Origin of the sequence: Paenibacillus sp. 2RAB27 (genome assembly GCF_052115445.1) — a bacterium.
Classification (GTDB): Bacteria; Bacillota; Bacilli; order Paenibacillales; family NBRC-103111; genus Paenibacillus_E.
On the sequence record NZ_JBFRGR010000049.1, the window covers coordinates 18,395 to 36,524 of the forward strand.

General features: G+C 45.4%; 16 protein-coding genes. 14 read left to right on the forward strand and 2 right to left on the reverse strand.

The genetic code is table 11. From position 1 onward, the window contains the following. Positions 1-16: 16 nt before the first annotated feature. From AB4114_RS32815 to AB4114_RS32870, 12 genes are all read left to right on the forward strand, one after another. Positions 17-3,382 (forward strand): WIAG-tail domain, encoded by a 3,366-nt coding sequence (locus AB4114_RS32815; RefSeq protein WP_441992178.1) that lies wholly within the window; start codon positions 17-19, stop codon positions 3,380-3,382. Positions 3,383-3,614: 232 nt separating this feature from the next. Beyond that, positions 3,615-4,334 carry a sugar phosphate nucleotidyltransferase gene (locus AB4114_RS32820; RefSeq protein ID WP_441992179.1) on the forward strand — a complete coding sequence of 240 codons (720 nt, stop codon included), beginning with the start codon at positions 3,615-3,617 and terminating at the stop codon, positions 4,332-4,334. Beyond that, on the forward strand, positions 4,334-5,335 hold the full coding sequence (rfbB, locus tag AB4114_RS32825) for a dTDP-glucose 4,6-dehydratase (protein ID WP_441992180.1): 1,002 nt from the start codon (positions 4,334-4,336) through the stop codon (positions 5,333-5,335). Before AB4114_RS32820 ends, rfbB begins: the two co-directional genes overlap by 1 nt. Then, positions 5,332-6,219, forward strand: coding sequence for a dTDP-4-dehydrorhamnose reductase (gene rfbD, locus AB4114_RS32830; protein ID WP_441992181.1), 888 nt, complete (start codon positions 5,332-5,334; stop codon positions 6,217-6,219). The genes rfbB and rfbD overlap by 4 nt, the downstream gene beginning before the upstream one ends. Then, positions 6,213-7,304 carry a CgeB family protein gene (locus AB4114_RS32835; protein ID WP_441992182.1) on the forward strand — a complete coding sequence of 364 codons (1,092 nt, stop codon included), beginning with the start codon at positions 6,213-6,215 and terminating at the stop codon, positions 7,302-7,304. Before rfbD ends, AB4114_RS32835 begins: the two co-directional genes overlap by 7 nt. Before the next feature lie 15 nt (positions 7,305-7,319). Then, positions 7,320-8,465 (forward strand): CgeB family protein, encoded by a 1,146-nt coding sequence (locus tag AB4114_RS32840; RefSeq protein ID WP_441992183.1) that lies wholly within the window; start codon positions 7,320-7,322, stop codon positions 8,463-8,465. A 253-nt stretch (positions 8,466-8,718) separates the two neighbouring features. After that, on the forward strand, positions 8,719-8,886 hold the full coding sequence (locus AB4114_RS32845; protein WP_171629008.1) for a hypothetical protein: 168 nt from the start codon (positions 8,719-8,721) through the stop codon (positions 8,884-8,886). A gap of 141 nt (positions 8,887-9,027) precedes the next feature. Beyond that, on the forward strand, positions 9,028-9,432 hold the full coding sequence (locus tag AB4114_RS32850) for a glycosyltransferase family A protein (RefSeq protein WP_441992184.1): 405 nt from the start codon (positions 9,028-9,030) through the stop codon (positions 9,430-9,432). Beyond that, a complete protein-coding gene (locus AB4114_RS32855; protein WP_441992185.1) occupies positions 9,392-10,126 on the forward strand; it encodes a glycosyltransferase family 2 protein in 735 nt (244 codons plus the stop codon). The genes AB4114_RS32850 and AB4114_RS32855 overlap by 41 nt, the downstream gene beginning before the upstream one ends. Positions 10,127-10,185: 59 nt before the next feature. Next, positions 10,186-10,473: a nucleoside-diphosphate sugar epimerase gene (locus AB4114_RS32860; RefSeq protein WP_441992186.1), complete on the forward strand. Its 288-nt coding sequence runs from the start codon at positions 10,186-10,188 to the stop codon at positions 10,471-10,473. A gap of 10 nt (positions 10,474-10,483) precedes the next feature. Next, entirely contained in the window at positions 10,484-10,846 is a 363-nt protein-coding gene (locus tag AB4114_RS32865) for a hypothetical protein (RefSeq protein ID WP_441992187.1), read from the forward strand. Then, positions 10,843-11,100 carry a hypothetical protein gene (locus AB4114_RS32870; RefSeq protein ID WP_441992188.1) on the forward strand — a complete coding sequence of 86 codons (258 nt, stop codon included), beginning with the start codon at positions 10,843-10,845 and terminating at the stop codon, positions 11,098-11,100. Before AB4114_RS32865 ends, AB4114_RS32870 begins: the two co-directional genes overlap by 4 nt. 36 nt (positions 11,101-11,136) lie before the next feature. Here the strand turns inward: AB4114_RS32870 and AB4114_RS32875 are convergent, their stop codons facing one another. Continuing rightward, positions 11,137-12,126, reverse strand: a complete 990-nt coding sequence (locus AB4114_RS32875; protein WP_441992189.1) for a ketoacyl-ACP synthase III — start codon at positions 12,124-12,126, stop codon at positions 11,137-11,139. A gap of 307 nt (positions 12,127-12,433) precedes the next feature. On the opposite strand from AB4114_RS32875, the gene AB4114_RS32880 reads away from it, so the two are divergent. Then, a complete protein-coding gene (locus tag AB4114_RS32880; RefSeq protein ID WP_441992190.1) occupies positions 12,434-13,588 on the forward strand; it encodes a sulfite reductase subunit alpha in 1,155 nt (384 codons plus the stop codon). 59 nt (positions 13,589-13,647) lie between these two features. Here AB4114_RS32880 and AB4114_RS32885 read toward each other — a convergent pair whose 3' ends face one another. Next, positions 13,648-16,653, reverse strand: a complete 3,006-nt coding sequence (locus AB4114_RS32885; protein ID WP_441992191.1) for an efflux RND transporter permease subunit — start codon at positions 16,651-16,653, stop codon at positions 13,648-13,650. 191 nt (positions 16,654-16,844) lie between these two features. Here AB4114_RS32885 and AB4114_RS32890 point away from each other — a divergent pair, with 191 nt between their 5' ends. After that, on the forward strand, positions 16,845-17,633 hold the full coding sequence (locus tag AB4114_RS32890) for a peptidoglycan-binding protein (RefSeq protein WP_441992192.1): 789 nt from the start codon (positions 16,845-16,847) through the stop codon (positions 17,631-17,633). Positions 17,634-18,130 lie beyond the last annotated feature (497 nt).

Genomic DNA, 18,130 nt, shown 5'->3' on the forward strand with positions numbered 1-18,130 from the left:
AATGGAGAGGAGTCATATGAATAAGCGTAAGAGCAGCACTACCCAGAAAGCGAACGTGCACAAAGCGAACGTGCACAAAGTGAACGCTAACTTGAATGAATTAAAATGGCTTGATGAAGCACCAATAAAGCAAGAGAAAGTGGTAGAACAACCCAAGCTAATTGYGAAAACGAATCCAACGATGTCAGAGAAGACAGAGAAGGCAGAGAAGGCAGAGCCAAACAAAGTCTTGCATGTCTCCAAGGTTACAGAGCAAATCACACCTGATTTGTTATTAACGGAGCGAAAAACGGGGAAATTCGTTGACCCGGTTGTCTATACGGACGACATTGTAGATGAAGCGGTAACATGGGACAAAATTGCAAGCCGATCGATCGATGATACGAAGATAAAACCGTTCAGCATCGGTGTCAGATCCATCAAGGATGGTGCGATTGAACCTTCCAAATTAGCTCAGGCAAGCGTAACACGTCCTAAAATTGCCAACCAGGCGATCCATGATGAACATGTTGCTCCAAACAGTATTGCAGGAGATAAAATTCAAGATAATACACTATCTGGCGGAAAGCTGTTCGATAGCAGCATTACAACCGCCAAAATTGCAGATAGGTCAGTGGATGCCTCCAAACTGGCAGACGGAGCTATTTTGCCTCAACACTTATCGGAACTGATTATTACAAGTGACTATATTGATCAGCAAGCGATCACGTCTGATAAAATCCTCAGTGGTGCTGTTCAGACGAAGCATTTGGCCAATTATATTATTGATACGGCTAAGCTTATGGACGCTTCCATCACCTCTGCCAAAATTAGAGATGGTGCTGTTACGGAAGATAAATTAGGGATTGGCAGTATCGGTTCTATCCATATTCAGGTCGAGAGTGTTCAGTCCGAACATTTAAGAAATCACTTAATTACAAATGATAAGCTCGCCGATCAAACTGTAACAGGTGCTAAGCTTGCTCCGCATGCCGTAGATTCGATGCATATCGCACAATCCGCGGTGAGAGGTATTCATATTGAAGGCAGTGAGGTAACCAGTTACCACATAGCTGATCATGCAATTCGGACTAAGCATATTGGAGAAGGTGCCATAGAAGCGAAGCTCATTCAAGATGGCGCGATTACCGTGGCGAAATTGGGCGAGAAGATCATAGCGAGCAAACATATAACGCCGCAAGCTATTGAGTCTGGCCACTTGAACGATGGAGTTATTTCTAGCAGCAAATTGCAAGACGGTGCGGTTACTGCGGATAAAATTGCGCAAGGTGCCATCCTCGCTAAACATATCGGTTCACATATGATTCAGACTGATCATCTAGAGGAGAATGTGGTATCTAGCTCCAAAATTGCTGCAGGATCCATCATTACAGATAAATTGGCAGAGGGTAGTGTTGGTAATTCTAAACTGAAAGATGAGAGTGTCACCTCCAACAAAATTGCCTACCGCACCATCAATTCTACTCATCTGCAGGAAGAGATTATTGCTACTGGTCACATCGCAAAAGGTGCGATTGGTGAGAAACAAATCGATTTGCACGCGATTCATCGCAACCATATTGCGGACGAAGCCATCACAACTAGACATATTCAGGAAGAAAGCATTACGACAAGTAAGCTTGCTGAGGAAGCCGTAACAACGGCGAAGATCGCTCCGATGTCGATAGAATCACGTCATTTGCAAGATGAAATTATCGATAGTGTTCATATTAAACCTGGGACGATTACTTCTGAACATTTGGCACAAGGATCCATTACGTTGGAGGTATTCGCTGATCGAAGTCTAATGGGCAGTAAACTACAAGAAAACGCCATCACGACTGAAATCTTAGCCGACAGTGCAGTCACCGAAGAGAAGCTCGCGAATGGAGCAGTGGGCACACAACACCTCCAGGCAGAATCTGTAACTACGTGGACCATTAAAGATCAAGCCATAACGAACGCGAAGCTAGAGGATGAAGTGGTAACTTCAGATAAGTTGGCTGATGGCAGTATCATTAGTACCAAAATTTCGAGCAAAGCGGTGAATGCTGAGCATATCATCGACGGTGCGATCACGGCCTCGAAATTGGCGAATGAAAGTGTACATGGTAGCAAGCTGGCACCTGCTGCGGTAGTTTCCAGGCATTTGGCGGATGGGTCCATCATTAGCTCGAAGGTTGCTTATCGCGCGATCAGCTCAGAGCATCTGGCAGAAGGAGCGGTCGTTGGTACGAAGCTGGCGAATCATAGTGTAGAAGGATCGAAAATCATGCCTGGCACGATCACAGACGAACATCTTTCAATTGGCGTAGTGAATGGTACGAAATTGGCGCATGGTTCCGTAAGTAATCAGCATCTCCTGGCAGGGGCTATTGACTGTGAAAAGTTAGCGGTGAACTCTGTAGACGGCAGTAAACTGATGTCGGGCGCAGTGAATAATTATCATCTTGCTGATCATGCCGTATATGGTGTGAAATTGGCACCGGGAAGCGTGGATGGTAGTAAGCTGGCTTCAGGTGCTGTAACTAGTGAGCATCTGGCTGATCATGTAGTGGATGCATCTAAGCTGGCGTCGGGAAGTGTGGATAGCAGTAAAATCATTTACGGTGCGATACAACGAGAACATTTATCGGACTTTATCATTGATGGATTGAAGCTCTCCTTGGGTTCTGTAACGAACAGCCATCTTGCTCCTGGCTCTATTGACGGTGGGAAGCTGCATAATGCCAGCATAGATAGTTCCAAGCTAATCGAGGGAACGATCGGAAGCGAGCACTTGCAAGACGAAGCCGTCACAGGTGAAAAGCTAGCTCCAAGTAGTGTGGACAGCACTAAACTCGGATTCGGTGCGGTGAATACGGAGCATCTGGCTGATGATGCTGTTACAGGAGCGAAGCTATCCGTTAACAGTATTGATGGCAGCAAAGTTATCGACGGGGCGATCGATACTGCTAAACTGGCTGATGGCAGTGTAGACAGCTATAAACTGGCACAGGGAGCCGTAACTGATTTTCACTTAGCAATGGGTAGTGTTGATGGAAGTAAGCTGCAGGATGGAGTTATCACGAATCAACATGTTGCTGATGCCTCTATTACAGTGACGAAATTGGCAGATAGTCTTGTGCGCACTTCCTCTGGGCAAAGAAATGTGTTGCAACAGTTCGGTCTTGAGCCATTTGTTATGAAGATTCAGGATGAGACCATTGAGCTGGTACTTCATTTTGAAGAGGAATATGCGAATACGAATTATGTGTTAACAGCGATCACGAATCATCCAGCTTGTTATGTCATTGTTAGTCAAAAGTCTACAGGCAGTGCAGTATTGTCCATTATCAGAGCCAAATTTTCACCCGATCAACAGGGTATTGTGAATTGGATGGTCATTGGGAAGAGTCAGTAATCGCCTCGATGTGAAATCCTGCTTCAGAAAACAAAAAAACGGTGTTTCGCAATTTAAGCGAGACTACTGTTTTTTTGTTTTTTTTTGCTATTTCATAGATAGATTGATGACCAATTTTCAATTTGGGGGTAATCGTCCAATTTCCGTCTATCACGAAAGCATATGATAGTAGAAATGGATGTGACTAAGCACCATAAGACATCATGCGAAAGTTCGTGAAGGGGGATGACTTGTGAAAGGTGTCGTACTTGCAGGAGGAACTGGAAGTCGTTTACGCCCTTTAACGCATATTATTAACAAACATTTACTTCCAGTTGGTAATCTGCCCATGATTCAATATGCCATTGATAAACTAAGTCAGTCTGGCATTCAGGATATTGTTGTTATTACGGGGAAACAATCTGCAAGCTTATATGTAGACTACTTGGGCAATGGTGACCTGTTCGGCGTGAATCTAACCTATAAGATTCAAGAGAAACCAGGAGGAATTGCACAAGCCTTGGCATTGGCAGAGGATTTCGTGGGGGAGGGTGAGAAATTCGTGGTCATATTGGGAGATAATTTATTCCTAGATCCACTTCAGCCCATGATTGAAACCTTTTACCAGCAGGATGAAGGGGCTATGGTTATTTTAAAAGAGGTGGAAGATCCTCGTAGATATGGCGTAGCAACAATGAAGCACAATCAAATTGAACGCATTGTAGAGAAACCGGAGCATCCAACCTCTCCATTTGCTGTGACGGGGATCTATTTATATGACTCTTCTGTATTTGAGATTATTAAATCACAATCACCATCAGCAAGAGGCGAGATGGAGATCACAGATGTTAATAATGTATATGCGGCTGCTGGATCGCTTGCTCATATGTTCTTGACAGGTTGGTGGATTGACGCTGGCACGCATGAATCGCTCTTTCAAGCCACGCTGTTAGTAAGAAAGGGGTACAGCTAATGCAGTCATTGCTTGTGACAGGAGGCATGGGTTTTATTGGAAGCAACTTCATACATTATTGGAAGAAACATCATCCAGATGATCCAATAATCAATGTTGATTTACTTACGTATGCAGGGAATAGGGACAATGCTAGGCTGTTTGATGGTCAAGTTAGTTATCAATTTGTGCAAAGTGATATTGGTGATGAGGCGCTCATGATGAAACTGATGCAAGGCATCGATGTGGTTGTTCACTTTGCCGCTGAATCCCATGTAGATCGAAGTATTCATGACCCTGGCCGGTTTGTAAGAACGAATGTGGTTGGCACCCAAATCTTGCTTGAGGCCGCACGTCGAGGTCAGGTTAAGAAGTTTATTCATATATCCACAGACGAAGTGTATGGATCACTAGGGGCTGAAGGAGCCTTCAGTGAAGTAACACCCCTTGCGCCGAATTCTCCTTATTCAGCTAGTAAAGCAGGCTCTGATTTGTTAGTAAGAGCTTACTATGAGACGTATGGATTTCCAGCTGTGATTACACGTTGCTCGAACAATTATGGTCCCCGTCAATTTCCAGAGAAGCTAATCCCACTTTTAATTACACGTGCGCTGCGCAATGAGACGTTACCCCTCTATGGTGATGGATTGAATGTACGAGACTGGTTGTATGTAGACGATCATTGCTCTGCCATTGAACGCGTGATTGAAGCTGGTGTGCCGGGAGAGGTTTACAATGTTGGTGGTCAGAATGAGCGAACGAATTTGGAAGTTGTTCAGAGCATTTTGAGGCAGCTGGGCAAACCCGAATCTTTCATTCAGTATGTAGCGGATCGGCTTGGACATGATCGGCGATACGCCATTGATAGCTCGAAGATACGTCGCGAGTTAGGGTGGACGCCGGCTTACTCGTTTGAGAAGGGTCTGCAAAATACGCTGGAGTGGTATGTAAGAGAAACCGAGTGGTGCGCCCGTATTGCAGACGGTTCGTACCGTGTAGATAAAGAAGCTGATCACACTTGAAAATCGTTATTACAGGTGCAGGCGGACAGTTAGGATATGACCTTAAGCGAGTGCTGAGCCCCATGCATGAAGTTATCTCTTGGGAGAAAGCGGAATTGGATGTTAGACAGGAACAAGAAGTCATGGAGAAGCTGCTGAACGTACGACCGGATGTTGTTGTTCATGCTGCTGCCTATACCCATGTAGATAGAGCTGAATCTGAGAAGGAGTCTGCCTATCAAGTGAACGCTTTGGGTGCTCTACATCTTGCACAGGCCTGTGCGATCGTTGGGGCCAAGCTTGTCTATGTCAGTACGGATTATGTGTTCGATGGCACGAAGCGAAGTCCCTATAAAGAGACGGATGTGCCCAATCCGCTTAATAGCTACGGACAATCCAAGCTTCTTGGGGAGAAATTCGTTGCCATGACTTGCATGAAACATTTTATTGTACGAACCTCTTGGTTATATGGTCAAAAAGGAACAAATTTTGTAACCAAAGTATTGGAGAAGGCGCGCGAGAATCCGACTCTATCCATCGTGGATGATCAATTTGGCTCCCCGACCTATTGCTTGGATCTAGCCATTTTCATTCGTGAGCTTATCGAAACGGACCGTTATGGTCTCTATCATGCCTCCAATGAAGGCGTATGCTCTAGATATGAATTCGCATTGCATATCCTCCAAGCGGCTGGCATGGCGCATATTTCCCTGCAGCCTGTGCCTACGCACGCTTTCCCGCCAGCACCAGCTGCAAGACCCATGTATACCGCATTTGCACACCAAGCTATGCAAAGCAATKGGTTTGAGCCTATGCGAGATTGGCGATCGGCGCTGGATTTCTTTCTACAGGTAGATTATTACGATACAGCTGTTAGAGCTAAGAAGGTGAAAGATACATGGTGAATCGTAACCGCTTAGCGGAGAGTCGCAGTCAGGGATTTCAGGCTGGTCGGGAAAGTGGCTTTCGTATGGGCAGATGTCAGTATGCCCTCGACACCTGCTTTCCAGCACCTATTCCGCTGCGAGAAGCAAGTGTTTTATTTATCGTTCAGGGCATCTTCGATGCCATAGACAATGGGATTATTCATGGTTTGCAACAATCAGTCCGAGTTGTATATACAGCGACGGCTGCGGATATGCTCCGATTAGCGAAAGAGCATAAACCGAATCTGGTGCTGGTTATGAACGGGCTTCATGTTTTCCCGGCTGATCATGCTCATCATATCGATCTAGTTAGACAGATGGGGATACGTACCGCTATCTGGTTTGCGGACGATCCCTATTTTACCGATCATACAGCCACATTAGCTCCTCACTATGATTATGTATTCACGCATGAAATGTCCTGCGTACCCTTCTATCAGGGGATAGGCTGCGGGCAAGTTCACTACTTGCCTTTGGCGGCTAACCCAACTGTGTTTAAACCTCAGCATATTAGCCCTGAGTACCGAAGCGATATCTGCTTTATTGGCACGGGCTTTCCTAACCGAATTGCCCTCTTCAATGAGTTAACTCCCTTCTTAATAGGGAGAAAAGTGGTTATTGCTGGGGGGTTATGGGATCGTTTAGATCACTTCGCCTTGCTTCAACAAGGGATTAATCTTAGGGGCGTTCCGGTCGAAGAGTCAGTGAAGTATTATAACGGTGCCAAAATCGTCTTGAATATTCACCGACTCACGTACGATAAAACCTACAACAAAAACAGCCGAAATATACCGGGGCATTCCATTAATCCGAGAACCTATGAGATCGCAGGATGTGGAACCTTGCAAATAACGGATTATCGCCAAGATCTGGAACAGCACTATCGGCCAGGTCATGAAATCGAAACCTTTCATCATCCAGCGGAGCTCGTTCATAAAATGAATCACTACCTAATTCATGAAGAGGAACGATTACGGATTGCAATCAATGGGCTGCGGAGGACACGAATGGAGCATACTTTTTCAGCTCGATTAGTCAAGCTGTTGGACATTCTATTTGCCTAGAAAGGAGTGAAGAGGATGAGTTTTATAAATAGTTCACATGCTTGGGAGCGCGGACTTGCTGATGGTAATCAATTAGGTCACACTAATGGACTCAGGATGGGACAATGTGAAGCGATTATGCAAAAAGCGGCTCGTGACCGTGCGCCTAGTCCTGTTTGGGACGTACGTGTGTTGTTTATTACATCGGGCAAAGGGTACCCCTACGAGCCATTGGATATCGCTGTAATTAACAGCCTTCGCCCATTAGTTCGTGAATTAATAATAGGGAACTCTGACAAAGATGCAACGCGAATGGGACATCCCAAGGCCAATGCAGAAACGCTTGCCGCAAGGTACCGACCGGATGTGATGATCGTTCTTGAAGGGATGAATCTCTCCCTGAATACCGTGGATAAGGTTCGTCAAATGGGGATCCGAACCGCGATCTGGCTAACCGATGATCCTTATTACACGGATATTACGGCTGCTTACGCGACGCACTATGATTATATATTTACCTTGGAAGTGAATTGTGTTCAGTTCTATCAGGAGATGGGAGGCGGGCAAGTCCATTATTTGCCTTTAGCTTTTCAACCAGAGATGTTTCGTCCAAGACCTGTGCCAAAGGGAGGGCACCGCGATATTTGTTTTATTGGTTCGGCCTACTGGAACCGCGTTGGTGTATTTAATCAGATAGCTCCCTATTTAGCGAAGAAAAGCGTCATCATCTCAGGAATATGGTGGGAACGGCTTCAACATTATCGGCTTTTGGCACCTCAAATTCAATTGAATACGTGGATGCCGCCGGATCAAACCGCCACTTTCTACAATGKGTCCAAAATCGTCATTAATATGCATAGAGCCTTCGATGACCAATCGTATAACCACAACTCTCGTCGAATTAGCGGCGCCTCGCCTAATCCGCGGACATTTGAAATTTCTGGTTGCGGCGCCTTTCAATTAACGGACATTCGGGATGATCTAGTCAATTTCTATACGCCAGACTATGACATCGTGACGTATGCATCTCCAGAAGAAATGCTTCACAAGATGAATCATTATTTAATTCACGAAGAGGAACGTAAACAAATAGCCATGCGTGGGCTCTATCGGACGATGCGAGATCATACCTACACCAATCGGCTTATTACGATGCTTTCCGTCATTTTTGGGCCAAGATAAAGGTTGAAAGTGAACCATTTTAAAAAATGAGGTGTAGAAATTGATCACGAAAAAAAAGGTTCGCAAGCTGACTGTGAGTAGAAAGATTCGAAAGAAGCGAGTGGGATCGCCAAGAAAGGTAGGTCTTAAAAAACGGATCCTTGTTAGAAAAAAGGGACGTACCATTCGTCGGTTGAGGCCACTCGCAAGGCGAAAGGGGAGACGTAGATTAGTTCGTCGTCTAATCCGATTTCCTAGACGTAAGGGGAGTCGAATGCTAGCTCGTCGCCGCAAAGTTCCGCGCCGTATGATCCAAAGTCCAAGAGCTAAGAGACTCCAATTGGCGTATGATCGAGCCTTCAATGAAGCTTACAATGCGGGTTACGGTGTTGGCTTCGCTGAAGGATATGCGATGGAGCTTACGAATCCAACGATTGCTTAAAGTGAAGTTATGAGGTGAGTCCAGTTGGTTAAACTTATCAAAAAGAAGCGGATGAGGGGGCAGGTTTCCTTAAGGCATGGAAACAAACGAATGCTCTTAAAGAAAACAAAGCGCCGGTTCATTCCTAGGCGTAAGAGATCTTTGGCTAGGCTAAATAGGACAAGTGTCCATCCTGTCGGTGCGATCATCCTAGCTTCTAATGTAGAAGGGACGATCGAGCATGTGTTGGAGCCGCTGAAACGTTTACCGCTTAGGGAGATAATCGTGATTGTACACGGTTCGTTAGACCGTACACTAGATAAAGTTAGAAGACATTCTCGTGCCATTATTGTACATGATCCTCAAAGCATCGAACCAGATGCCGCAAGAACTCTTGCTGCGAGGATATCGCGGTCAGACTTCTTGCTTTTCCTAGAAGGGGACAAGGCTGTTAATGTGGATGAAGTGCTTCCGTTTATTCAAAATGTTGCATTAGGAGTTGAAAACGGACTATTAGTGAGGAGGCATGAACTTGCAATTAACGAGCATCATAATTCCTACGTTTAACGGTCTAACTTTGCTGAAAGCTTGTGTCACATCGATCCGTCAACATACATCTGTGCCTTATGAAATTATCGTTGTGGATAATGGCTCTGGGGATGCTACATTAACTTACTGCCGCAATGAAAATATTAAGTTCGTGGCGCTGCCAGCCAATCTTGGTTTTCCAGCTGCATGCAATTACGGGTTACGATTAGCGGAAGGTGACTCGTTAATGCTCTTGAATAACGATACAATCGTTACGCCTAATTGGCTGCCCATGCTACTGAACTGCTTATACAGTCGAGAAGAGGTTGGGATGGTAGGTCCCGTTTCTAACTATGTGAATGGCAAGCAAAAAATCCGTATGCCATTCACTGGTATTTCGAACATGGCTCGTATCTATCATCATGTAAATCCTAGAAAATGGCGGGAAACGAGTCGCTTGGTTGGTTTCTGTTTACTATTTAAGAGGGAGTTGTTTGAGCGGGTAGGTGTGTTGGATGAACGATTTGCACCTGGCTATTACGAAGATGATGACTTCTCCTATCGTGCGCGATTAGCGGGCTACAAGTTGCTCATAGCAGGCGATTGCTTCGTTTATCATCGTGGAAGTGTTAGTTTTCGAAAAAATAGCCGCCGATCTAAGCTCTTGCTGCTGCGACGCAATCGTAAGAAATTTATTCATAAATGGGGCGTTGATCCCTTTCAGTTTATTTAGGCACCGTTTCGCTATTAGCAGCATAACGTAGAGTGAAAAAGGTTGTAGGAGGAGTAAGTGTGGAGGAGCGGGTGACGCAAATTATTTCTCAAATTGCAGCCTCACATAGCCAATTGGGACGAATATTGGAAACACATCGGCATGTGTCTACGCAAATGGCGGCAATTGCAGGAGATCTGCCGGATTCTCATCCTGAGTTTGCTGGATTGGATATGCTGCAGAAGCGGGCTTTACAACTAACCAAAAATGTAACTACTTATTTAAACAGCCTCGCTGAATTGGAAGAAGCTATGGCGATGCAAACGGAATTAGTTATGAAGGAAATCCATGTAACTGATGAGGAATAGAGGGAAGGGAATGACCTTGGATAGAACGGATCTTTATATGCAAATGTTAGATGCGACAGCCAAGCTGCAATATGAAATAAGTTTGATGCTGGAAGCAAGAGTTGTTGAAGCGTCGAAGTCGCAAAACTGGATTTGTCAGCATATCAATACGACAAATCTGGAGGGCCATGACCATAAAATGAAAGTTACTGGCCAAATACATGAGAGTGTCATTGAACTGATAGATGGTTTAACGAAGATGGAGAATGCGCTAAATCGCCAGATGAAGGCGCTGCTTGGGAAACATCCTTCAGGTTCCGCATTAGGCTTAGGGTCCGACGACGCTATGGAATTCGGCAGCCTACTTCCGTTTGGCGAGGATGGGAAGCTGTGAAAGAATGGAATCGGGAACGTGTGGAGCTGCATATGTTGATCTCGCTGGCCAGAAGCCAGCGAGCGTTATGCAGAATCATTGAATCTGTAGCGGATCACGTAGAGGGTTCTGAACAGCTCGCTGGTCTTGTCGCGGATAATCTGAAGTCGATAAGTGATTATCAGCATGCGTTGATGTTGAAATTAATGAAGCAGCCTGCCCGAAAGCGTGTCAATGGCAAGCCAGCTAAGCCTTGGTTGAATAAACATGTGTAGTCACACAAGTACGAATACAAGCGAATGCAAACCTACTTAACCCCAACGTACGATCAAACCTGCGTGCGTCAAACCCCCGCCAAATCCATAGAGTAACAAGTTGTCACCAGCCTTAACTTTTCCTTCTTTTATCCCCAAATCCAGTGCAAGAGGGATCGAAGCGGCGGAAGTATTGCCGAAGTATTCAAGGCTGTACAGCGCTTTGTCGATCGGGATCCCGCTCTTCTCACAGATGGAGTCTATCATGCGCAGGTTTGCGCTATGAGGGATAAACCAATCGATCGCCGCGAGCGGCAAGCCGCTTTTCTGCAACAGCATCTCGATGCCCTGCGGAACGGTGGAAACAGCGAATCGGTACACTTCGCGCCCGTTCTGGACAAGTTTCCCTTCCCCTAACAGTGGATCGCCATTCAGCTCTGTAGCCAGTCCCGTCCGGTACACATGCTTAGCACCAGTGCCATCAGATCCCATATGATAAGCGAGGAATGCAGGGTTAGTATCTTCCCGCTCAACGACTACGGCGCCAGCGCCATCGCCAAATAGGATGCAGGTGGATCGGTCTGTGTAATCTGTGATTTTGGATAAGGCGTCGCCACCAATCACGAGTATTTTGTGATGTACGCCGGCAGCCACAAGCGCACTGGCGGTGTGAAGTGCATAAGCGAATCCAGCGCACGTCGCATTGAGATCATAGGCTCCCGCAGCTGGGATGCCGAAATGGGCCTGTACCTGACATGCAACAGGCGTTGACGATAAATCTGGTGTATGTGTGGACACGATGACGAGGTCTACATCATCAAGGGAATTTGGGTATCGATCGAGCAAGTTTTGCACGGCTGCGATACATAAATGGCTGGAGAACTCATGCGCTCCAGCTATTCGGCGCGCTCGGATCCCTGTGCGTTGAACGATCCATTCATCGTTCGTATCGACCATGCGGGAAAGCTCATCATTAGTCAAAATATGCTCAGGCACATAGGTGCCTATGGCTGAAATTCGGGCTTGCAAGGGGCTGGAAGAAGACATGCGGAACACTCCTTTGGGATTAAGTTTATAAAAACTTAGTACTAGATATTAGTAGTTGGTACTAATTTCAGTGTATGATATGGCTGTGTGCTTTGTCAATGGGATGATGAAGAGGAATGCACTGAAAAACTCTCACATTTGTTAAGGTTGCGTCGTATTATTTACATAAAATGGTCTTTAATTTAGACAAATTGTTTAATTTTTTTGAAAAAGTTAAAAATTCATAATAGGATTAATTAATAATCGTTTCTAAGTTGAGCGGCATGTGCTATTCTAAATAATAAAAATTCTTCTGGGGTGAAGAGAAATGCAAGTTACTGATGTCGAAAAAGTACCATCCTTGTTTTCCAGAACCAATCCGTTTCAAGCGAAAGTATTGAAAAATATTAATTTAAACGGAGAAAGTTCCAGCAAAGAAACACGTCATATTGAACTTTCACTCGAAGGCTCTGGCCTGTCGTATGTGCCCGGCGATTGCTTAGGCGTAGTTCCTGACAATGATCCTGAGTTGGTCGCTGCTATCCTTGAGGTTATGAATTGGGATGCGGACACGGCGGTTGTTATTAATAAACAGAACGAAACGCTCCCTTTGAAAGAAGCGCTTTTGAAGCATTTCGAGCTTACGCTGTTGTCCAAGAAAATCGTTCAGCAAGCTGTTGAATTTTCCGATAATGAAGCGTTGAAGCAGCTTGTGGCAGATACGGAGCAGCTGAAGGCTTATACAGACGGCCGCGATTTGCTGGACTTACTAAGGGAATTTGGACCTTGGAAAGCTTCCGCGCACGAAATTGTCGCTTTATTAAGAAAAATGCCGCCACGCTTATATTCCATTGCAAGCAGCTTTGCAGCTAATCCAGGGGAAGTTCACCTCACGATCGGTGCTGTTCGCTACGTGACGCACGGCCGCGAGCGCAAAGGCGTATGTTCCGTGATGTGCGCAGAGCGCCTGAACGAAGGGGATACCGTTCCGGTCTTTGTTCAAATAAATAAACACTTTAACCTTCCGGAGTCCTCGGAGCAGGATATCATCATGGTAGGTCCTGGTACGGGAATTGCGCCATTCCGTTCCTTTATTCAAGAACGTGCGGTGAGCAAAGCGGGAGGCAAAGCCTGGTTGTTCTTTGGTGACCAGCATTCAGCGACAGATTATCTGTATCAGGAAGAGTTGGAGCAATATCAACTGGCGGGTGCACTGACCAAAATAGATGTAGCTTTCTCACGTGATACGGCGCAGAAAGTGTATGTACAGAATAAAATGCAGGAGAATAGCCATGAGCTATTCGCATGGTTAGAGCGCGGAGCTTACTTCTACGTGTGTGGCGATAAACAAAACATGGCGAAGGATGTTCACAACACCCTGATTGACATTATTGAAAAAGAAGGCAAGTTGAGCCGCGAAGAAGCTGAAGCCTATTTGAATGGCTTGCAAGAACAAGGACGTTACCAACGTGACGTGTATTAATTAAAATTAGGCAAGGCGAGTAAGCTGACTATCAGCTTGCTCGCCTTTTTTGGTTGTCATTAGCGCGACGATCGACCCGTTTCAAATGATCTTCTTTGACGTTTTGCTTTTCTAGCATGGAGAAGCTCATATACCGTTGGCACCATTATCAACGTGAAGAGCGTTGCTGAAGTCAGACCGCCGATAACGACAACCGCTAAGCCTCGGGAAACGATGCTGCCTTCTTCGGCTTTGGCAAGGACAAGCGGCACCATCGCACAGATGGTAGCTACGGCTGTCATCAAGATCGGACGCATCCGTGTAGCCGCGGCTTCAAGCAAGGATTCACGAATCGTCATGTGCGCTTCATTTTGCTTCACACGGTCAATCAAGACGATGGCATTCGTGACGACGATTCCGATCAGCATCAAGAATCCGAAAATCGACGTAACGTCGAAGGATGTTTTCGTGATCATCATCCCGACAATCGCACCAACAGCCGCGAAAGGAAGGGATACCATGCTCGCGATTGGTGCGCGGAACGATTTAAACGTGATGACCATGATCAGCAGTACGATTCCAATGGAGATCCCCATGGTCATGAACAAGTCGGCAAAATCACTGGATTGCTCTGCCGATGCTCCGCCAACGCTCAAAGCAATATGGGCTGGAAGCTTGAGGTCTTTGGTGTTTTTCGTGATCTCTGTGTTGATTTTGGATAGTTTTGTTGAGTCTACGAGTGCCGTCACACGCAAGAACTGTTGACTATTCTTATGGAGGATCGTGTTGGACTCATTTGTTTTTTCGATCTTCGCAACCGAGGTCAAGGCAGCTGGACCCGCTGCAGTCATGATTTGAATATTCGATAGGTCGGAAACCGTCGATGGATGAATCAAAGCATCTAACACTACTGGAATTTCTTTATTCTCCAGCTTCATGGAACCAATGGGTGTTGGGTTCATCAGTGAGCGGATGGTACCTGCAATTTCCTCAGGTTTAGCCAGAGCKGGATCAACTGTAATCGAGTAGCCAGGTTTGGTTACATTTTGATTACTTGTCACTTTCTCAACGCCTTCAATACCATTAATTGCGGAAATGACATCCGCAGCTGCTTGATCTAGACTCTTAGCGGAATCTCCCGTTAAATCAACGGTAATGGCGGAACCGCTGCTGCCATCGAAGCCACCGCCGCCAGCTTGCAAATCAGCGTCCGGATATTTGGATTTTTGATAGAGAACTTGATCGATAAAATGCTGTGTATCCACATCTTTCTTCATGAATACTTGGAAGGTTGCAATTGTTGGAGGCGCGACGCTGCCCCATTTGGCATTATCTTCGGTATTTCCTTGTTGCAGAATAAGATGATCAAGCTCACTTTGTTCGAGCATGAATTTTTCTAATTCCATGGCTTTTTCTCGCACGGTAGAGATCGGAGTTTCAGGTGTGTAGGACAGCGTGACACTTAACTGGCTTGCTGTGGAACCTGCTACTGCACCTTTTGGCATGATGAAGTAAAGGGCAATCGAACCGCCAAACAGAATAAGCGAAACAAGAATGGAGATGAACTTATGTTTCAAGCTCCAGGTTAAGATGCTTCGCAGACCTTGCGACTCTTTATGTTCCTTTAATTTCGTACTGCGAAGTAACCAAGCGCTCATTAGAGGAACGACGGTTAATGCAACCAGCAAGGAGGAAAGCAAGGAATACGTTACCGTTAAGGCAAAAGGGAGCAGGAACGCTTGCAAGGAGCCTTTCAAAAGTCCAAGCGGCAGGAACACGGCAACGGTTGTTAAGGTAGAAGCGGTAATCGCTCTAGCAACTTCACGCGTCGCATCAAGGATTAATTCCTTGGAGAACTCCGCCTTCTGGGTTCTTCGGAAAATATTTTCGATAACAACGATACTATCATCTACGAGCCGCCCTACGGCAACGGCGACTCCGCCGAGGGTCAATATATTCAGTGTCACACCGGATTGGGAAAGCAAGAACAATGTTAATCCAAGAGAAAGAGGGATAGAAACAATTGTAATGAATGTGGAACGAATATTTCTAAGGAAAATCAGAATTACGATGGTCGCAAATAAGGCGCCAAGCAACACTTCTCTCATCATACTGTTCACGGAAGTGACGACAGATTCAGCCGTGGAGTAAATCACTTCTGCCGTCGCACCAGGGTATTTCGTCGCGATTTCTTTTGAGATTTTATCTACTTCCTTAGATATATCAACCGCATTGGAGCTAGCATCCTTGGTGACTACCAAGGTAAGCGAATCCTTGCCGTTAATACGCGTCAGTGTATCTTTGTTTGCAGCTACTTCAACAGTCGCAACATCTTTTAACTTGACGCCTGGTGCTACGGTTAAATTAGTAAGTGTAACGAGATCGTCCAGGTTCCCAACGACCTTAATGGCACTTGTTTTGCCATCAATGGGTCTTTCACCGACGTTGACAGTCACGTTCTGACCCTGAAGGACACCCATCAGCACTTGAGCAGGCAATTTCGCATTGGCCAGCTTATCTATATCAGGGTGAATAATCACCTGAGACACGGATGTGCCGCCAAGTGCTACGCTAGCAAGACCTCTGATTTTCTGAAACTCAGGCAAAATTTTCTCTTGCGCTAGCTCGACATTCTGCTTGGTAATGCCATCTTTGAAGTTCAGGGATACCCAGGAAAGTGGAATCATCGAGGTATTTAATCGAATAACAAAAGGCTTCKACATCCCTGCAGGGAGAACAATCGAGGAGAGCGCTTCTTGCACGCTTGCTTGGGCATCCTTCATTTTAATATCCGAATCAAATGTCATATCAATTTTCATAAAGCCGTCGGATGATGTGGAGAATACTTCTTTCTTACCCGGCACACTGGAGAGAGATTTCTCTATAGGCGTAGTTGCACTATCTAGCATGGACTTGGCATCGTAGCCTTGACCGACGACCGTAACACTAATCTGAGGGAAATCAGCACTTGGGAGAAATTCCATCGGCAATTTAAAATAACTACCGACTCCCGTGCCTAAAATTAATATTACCAAAAAAATGACGGCTGCTTTGTTACTAAAAGCCCATTTCGTAAACCATGTCACACGATTCGCTCCCTTTCATTAACTATATCTTTTAGGTGTAGAATTCCATCATCTGATTGATATATGTAAATGAGGGATAAGGTAGATAGAGTTTTCATGATTTGGATAAAAGATCACCTTGAAGGAAATGCTACCCTTATCGTCCATCGTGTGACGAAGATACTGAAGACGACGGGAAGTGAACGTAACGCATGTTACATGGCAAAAAGAGGTTGATCTGGATAGTCCTTATCTGTGTGGTCTTGTTCAGTGCTTCCACAACGACTGTATTTGCGTATGGCAAAGGTGCAAAAGGCCCTGATGTATACGCGGTTCAAGGGATGTTGAAATCTCTTGGTTACTACTCGGGACCGATTACAGGCTATTATGGCAATCAAACACAAGCTGGGGTTAAAGCGTTTCAAAGTAGATATGGTTTGGCCGTGACGGGAAACGTTGACGATCAAACCTTACAATCCATCCTTTGGGCTTATGGTAATTTGAAGATTCCCAAGAAGACGACACCAACGCCAACGCCAACGCCAGTGCCAACACCGACGCCGACGCCGGAAACACCGAGTCCAACACCTGCACCACAGGTTCCCTCAACGTCAGGATTAACGGTAGAAGAGCAGCAAATGCTGGATCTTGTGAATAAAGAGCGAGCGGCTATTGGTCTCGCTGCGCTTACTGCTGATCTGGAGTTGACCAAAACAGCTCGTCTAAAAAGCCAAGATATGGTGGATAACAAATATTTCTCCCATGATTCACCAACGTATGGTTCACCATTCGATATGATGGAGAAATTCGGAATTACGTACAATGCAGCAGGGGAGAACATTGCTTGTAACCAAGGCGTTCAAGCAGCACATGAAGCCCTAATGAACTCTCCAGGACATAAAGCGAATATACTTAGCAAAGATTACACGCATATAGGTATCGGCATTGTAAATGGCGGGCCGTGCGGTAAAATGTTTACCCAACAATTTATTGGTAAATAGACATGAGAAAAGGACGTAATGGATGCGAGAGCATTCATTGCGTCCTTTTCTTTAATTTTATGGATTGCTGAGTCAGATTGGTGAATTAGCCGAATGGAATTATCGTGAATCTCCTGTGCTCCGTGCTCTAGACAATTAGATGGATTTTGTACAGTTAAATTAAGGGATTATCCGATTAAAAACAGAATAGATGGAAATCCTGTAGTTAATTTTAACCATATTGGCTGATATGAACAAAATAGGGAGTTTTAACTACATTTTTTACAGTTAAATCGAATTTCCGAGGAAACTTCGCGTAAATAGCTGTACGTTTTCCAGTTAATGCAATTATATAGAGCATGAGCCTGCAAAAAAAACTACGACTGACCAATTAACGCACAAGCCCTCGATTCAATATCTTTGAGGTATTGGATAGGGTTTCTTCTAAAGCGTTGACGCTTAATTCCTTCATGAAGACGCTCGTTCCACCTGTCACGTTCTTGAGCAAAAGTGCTGTA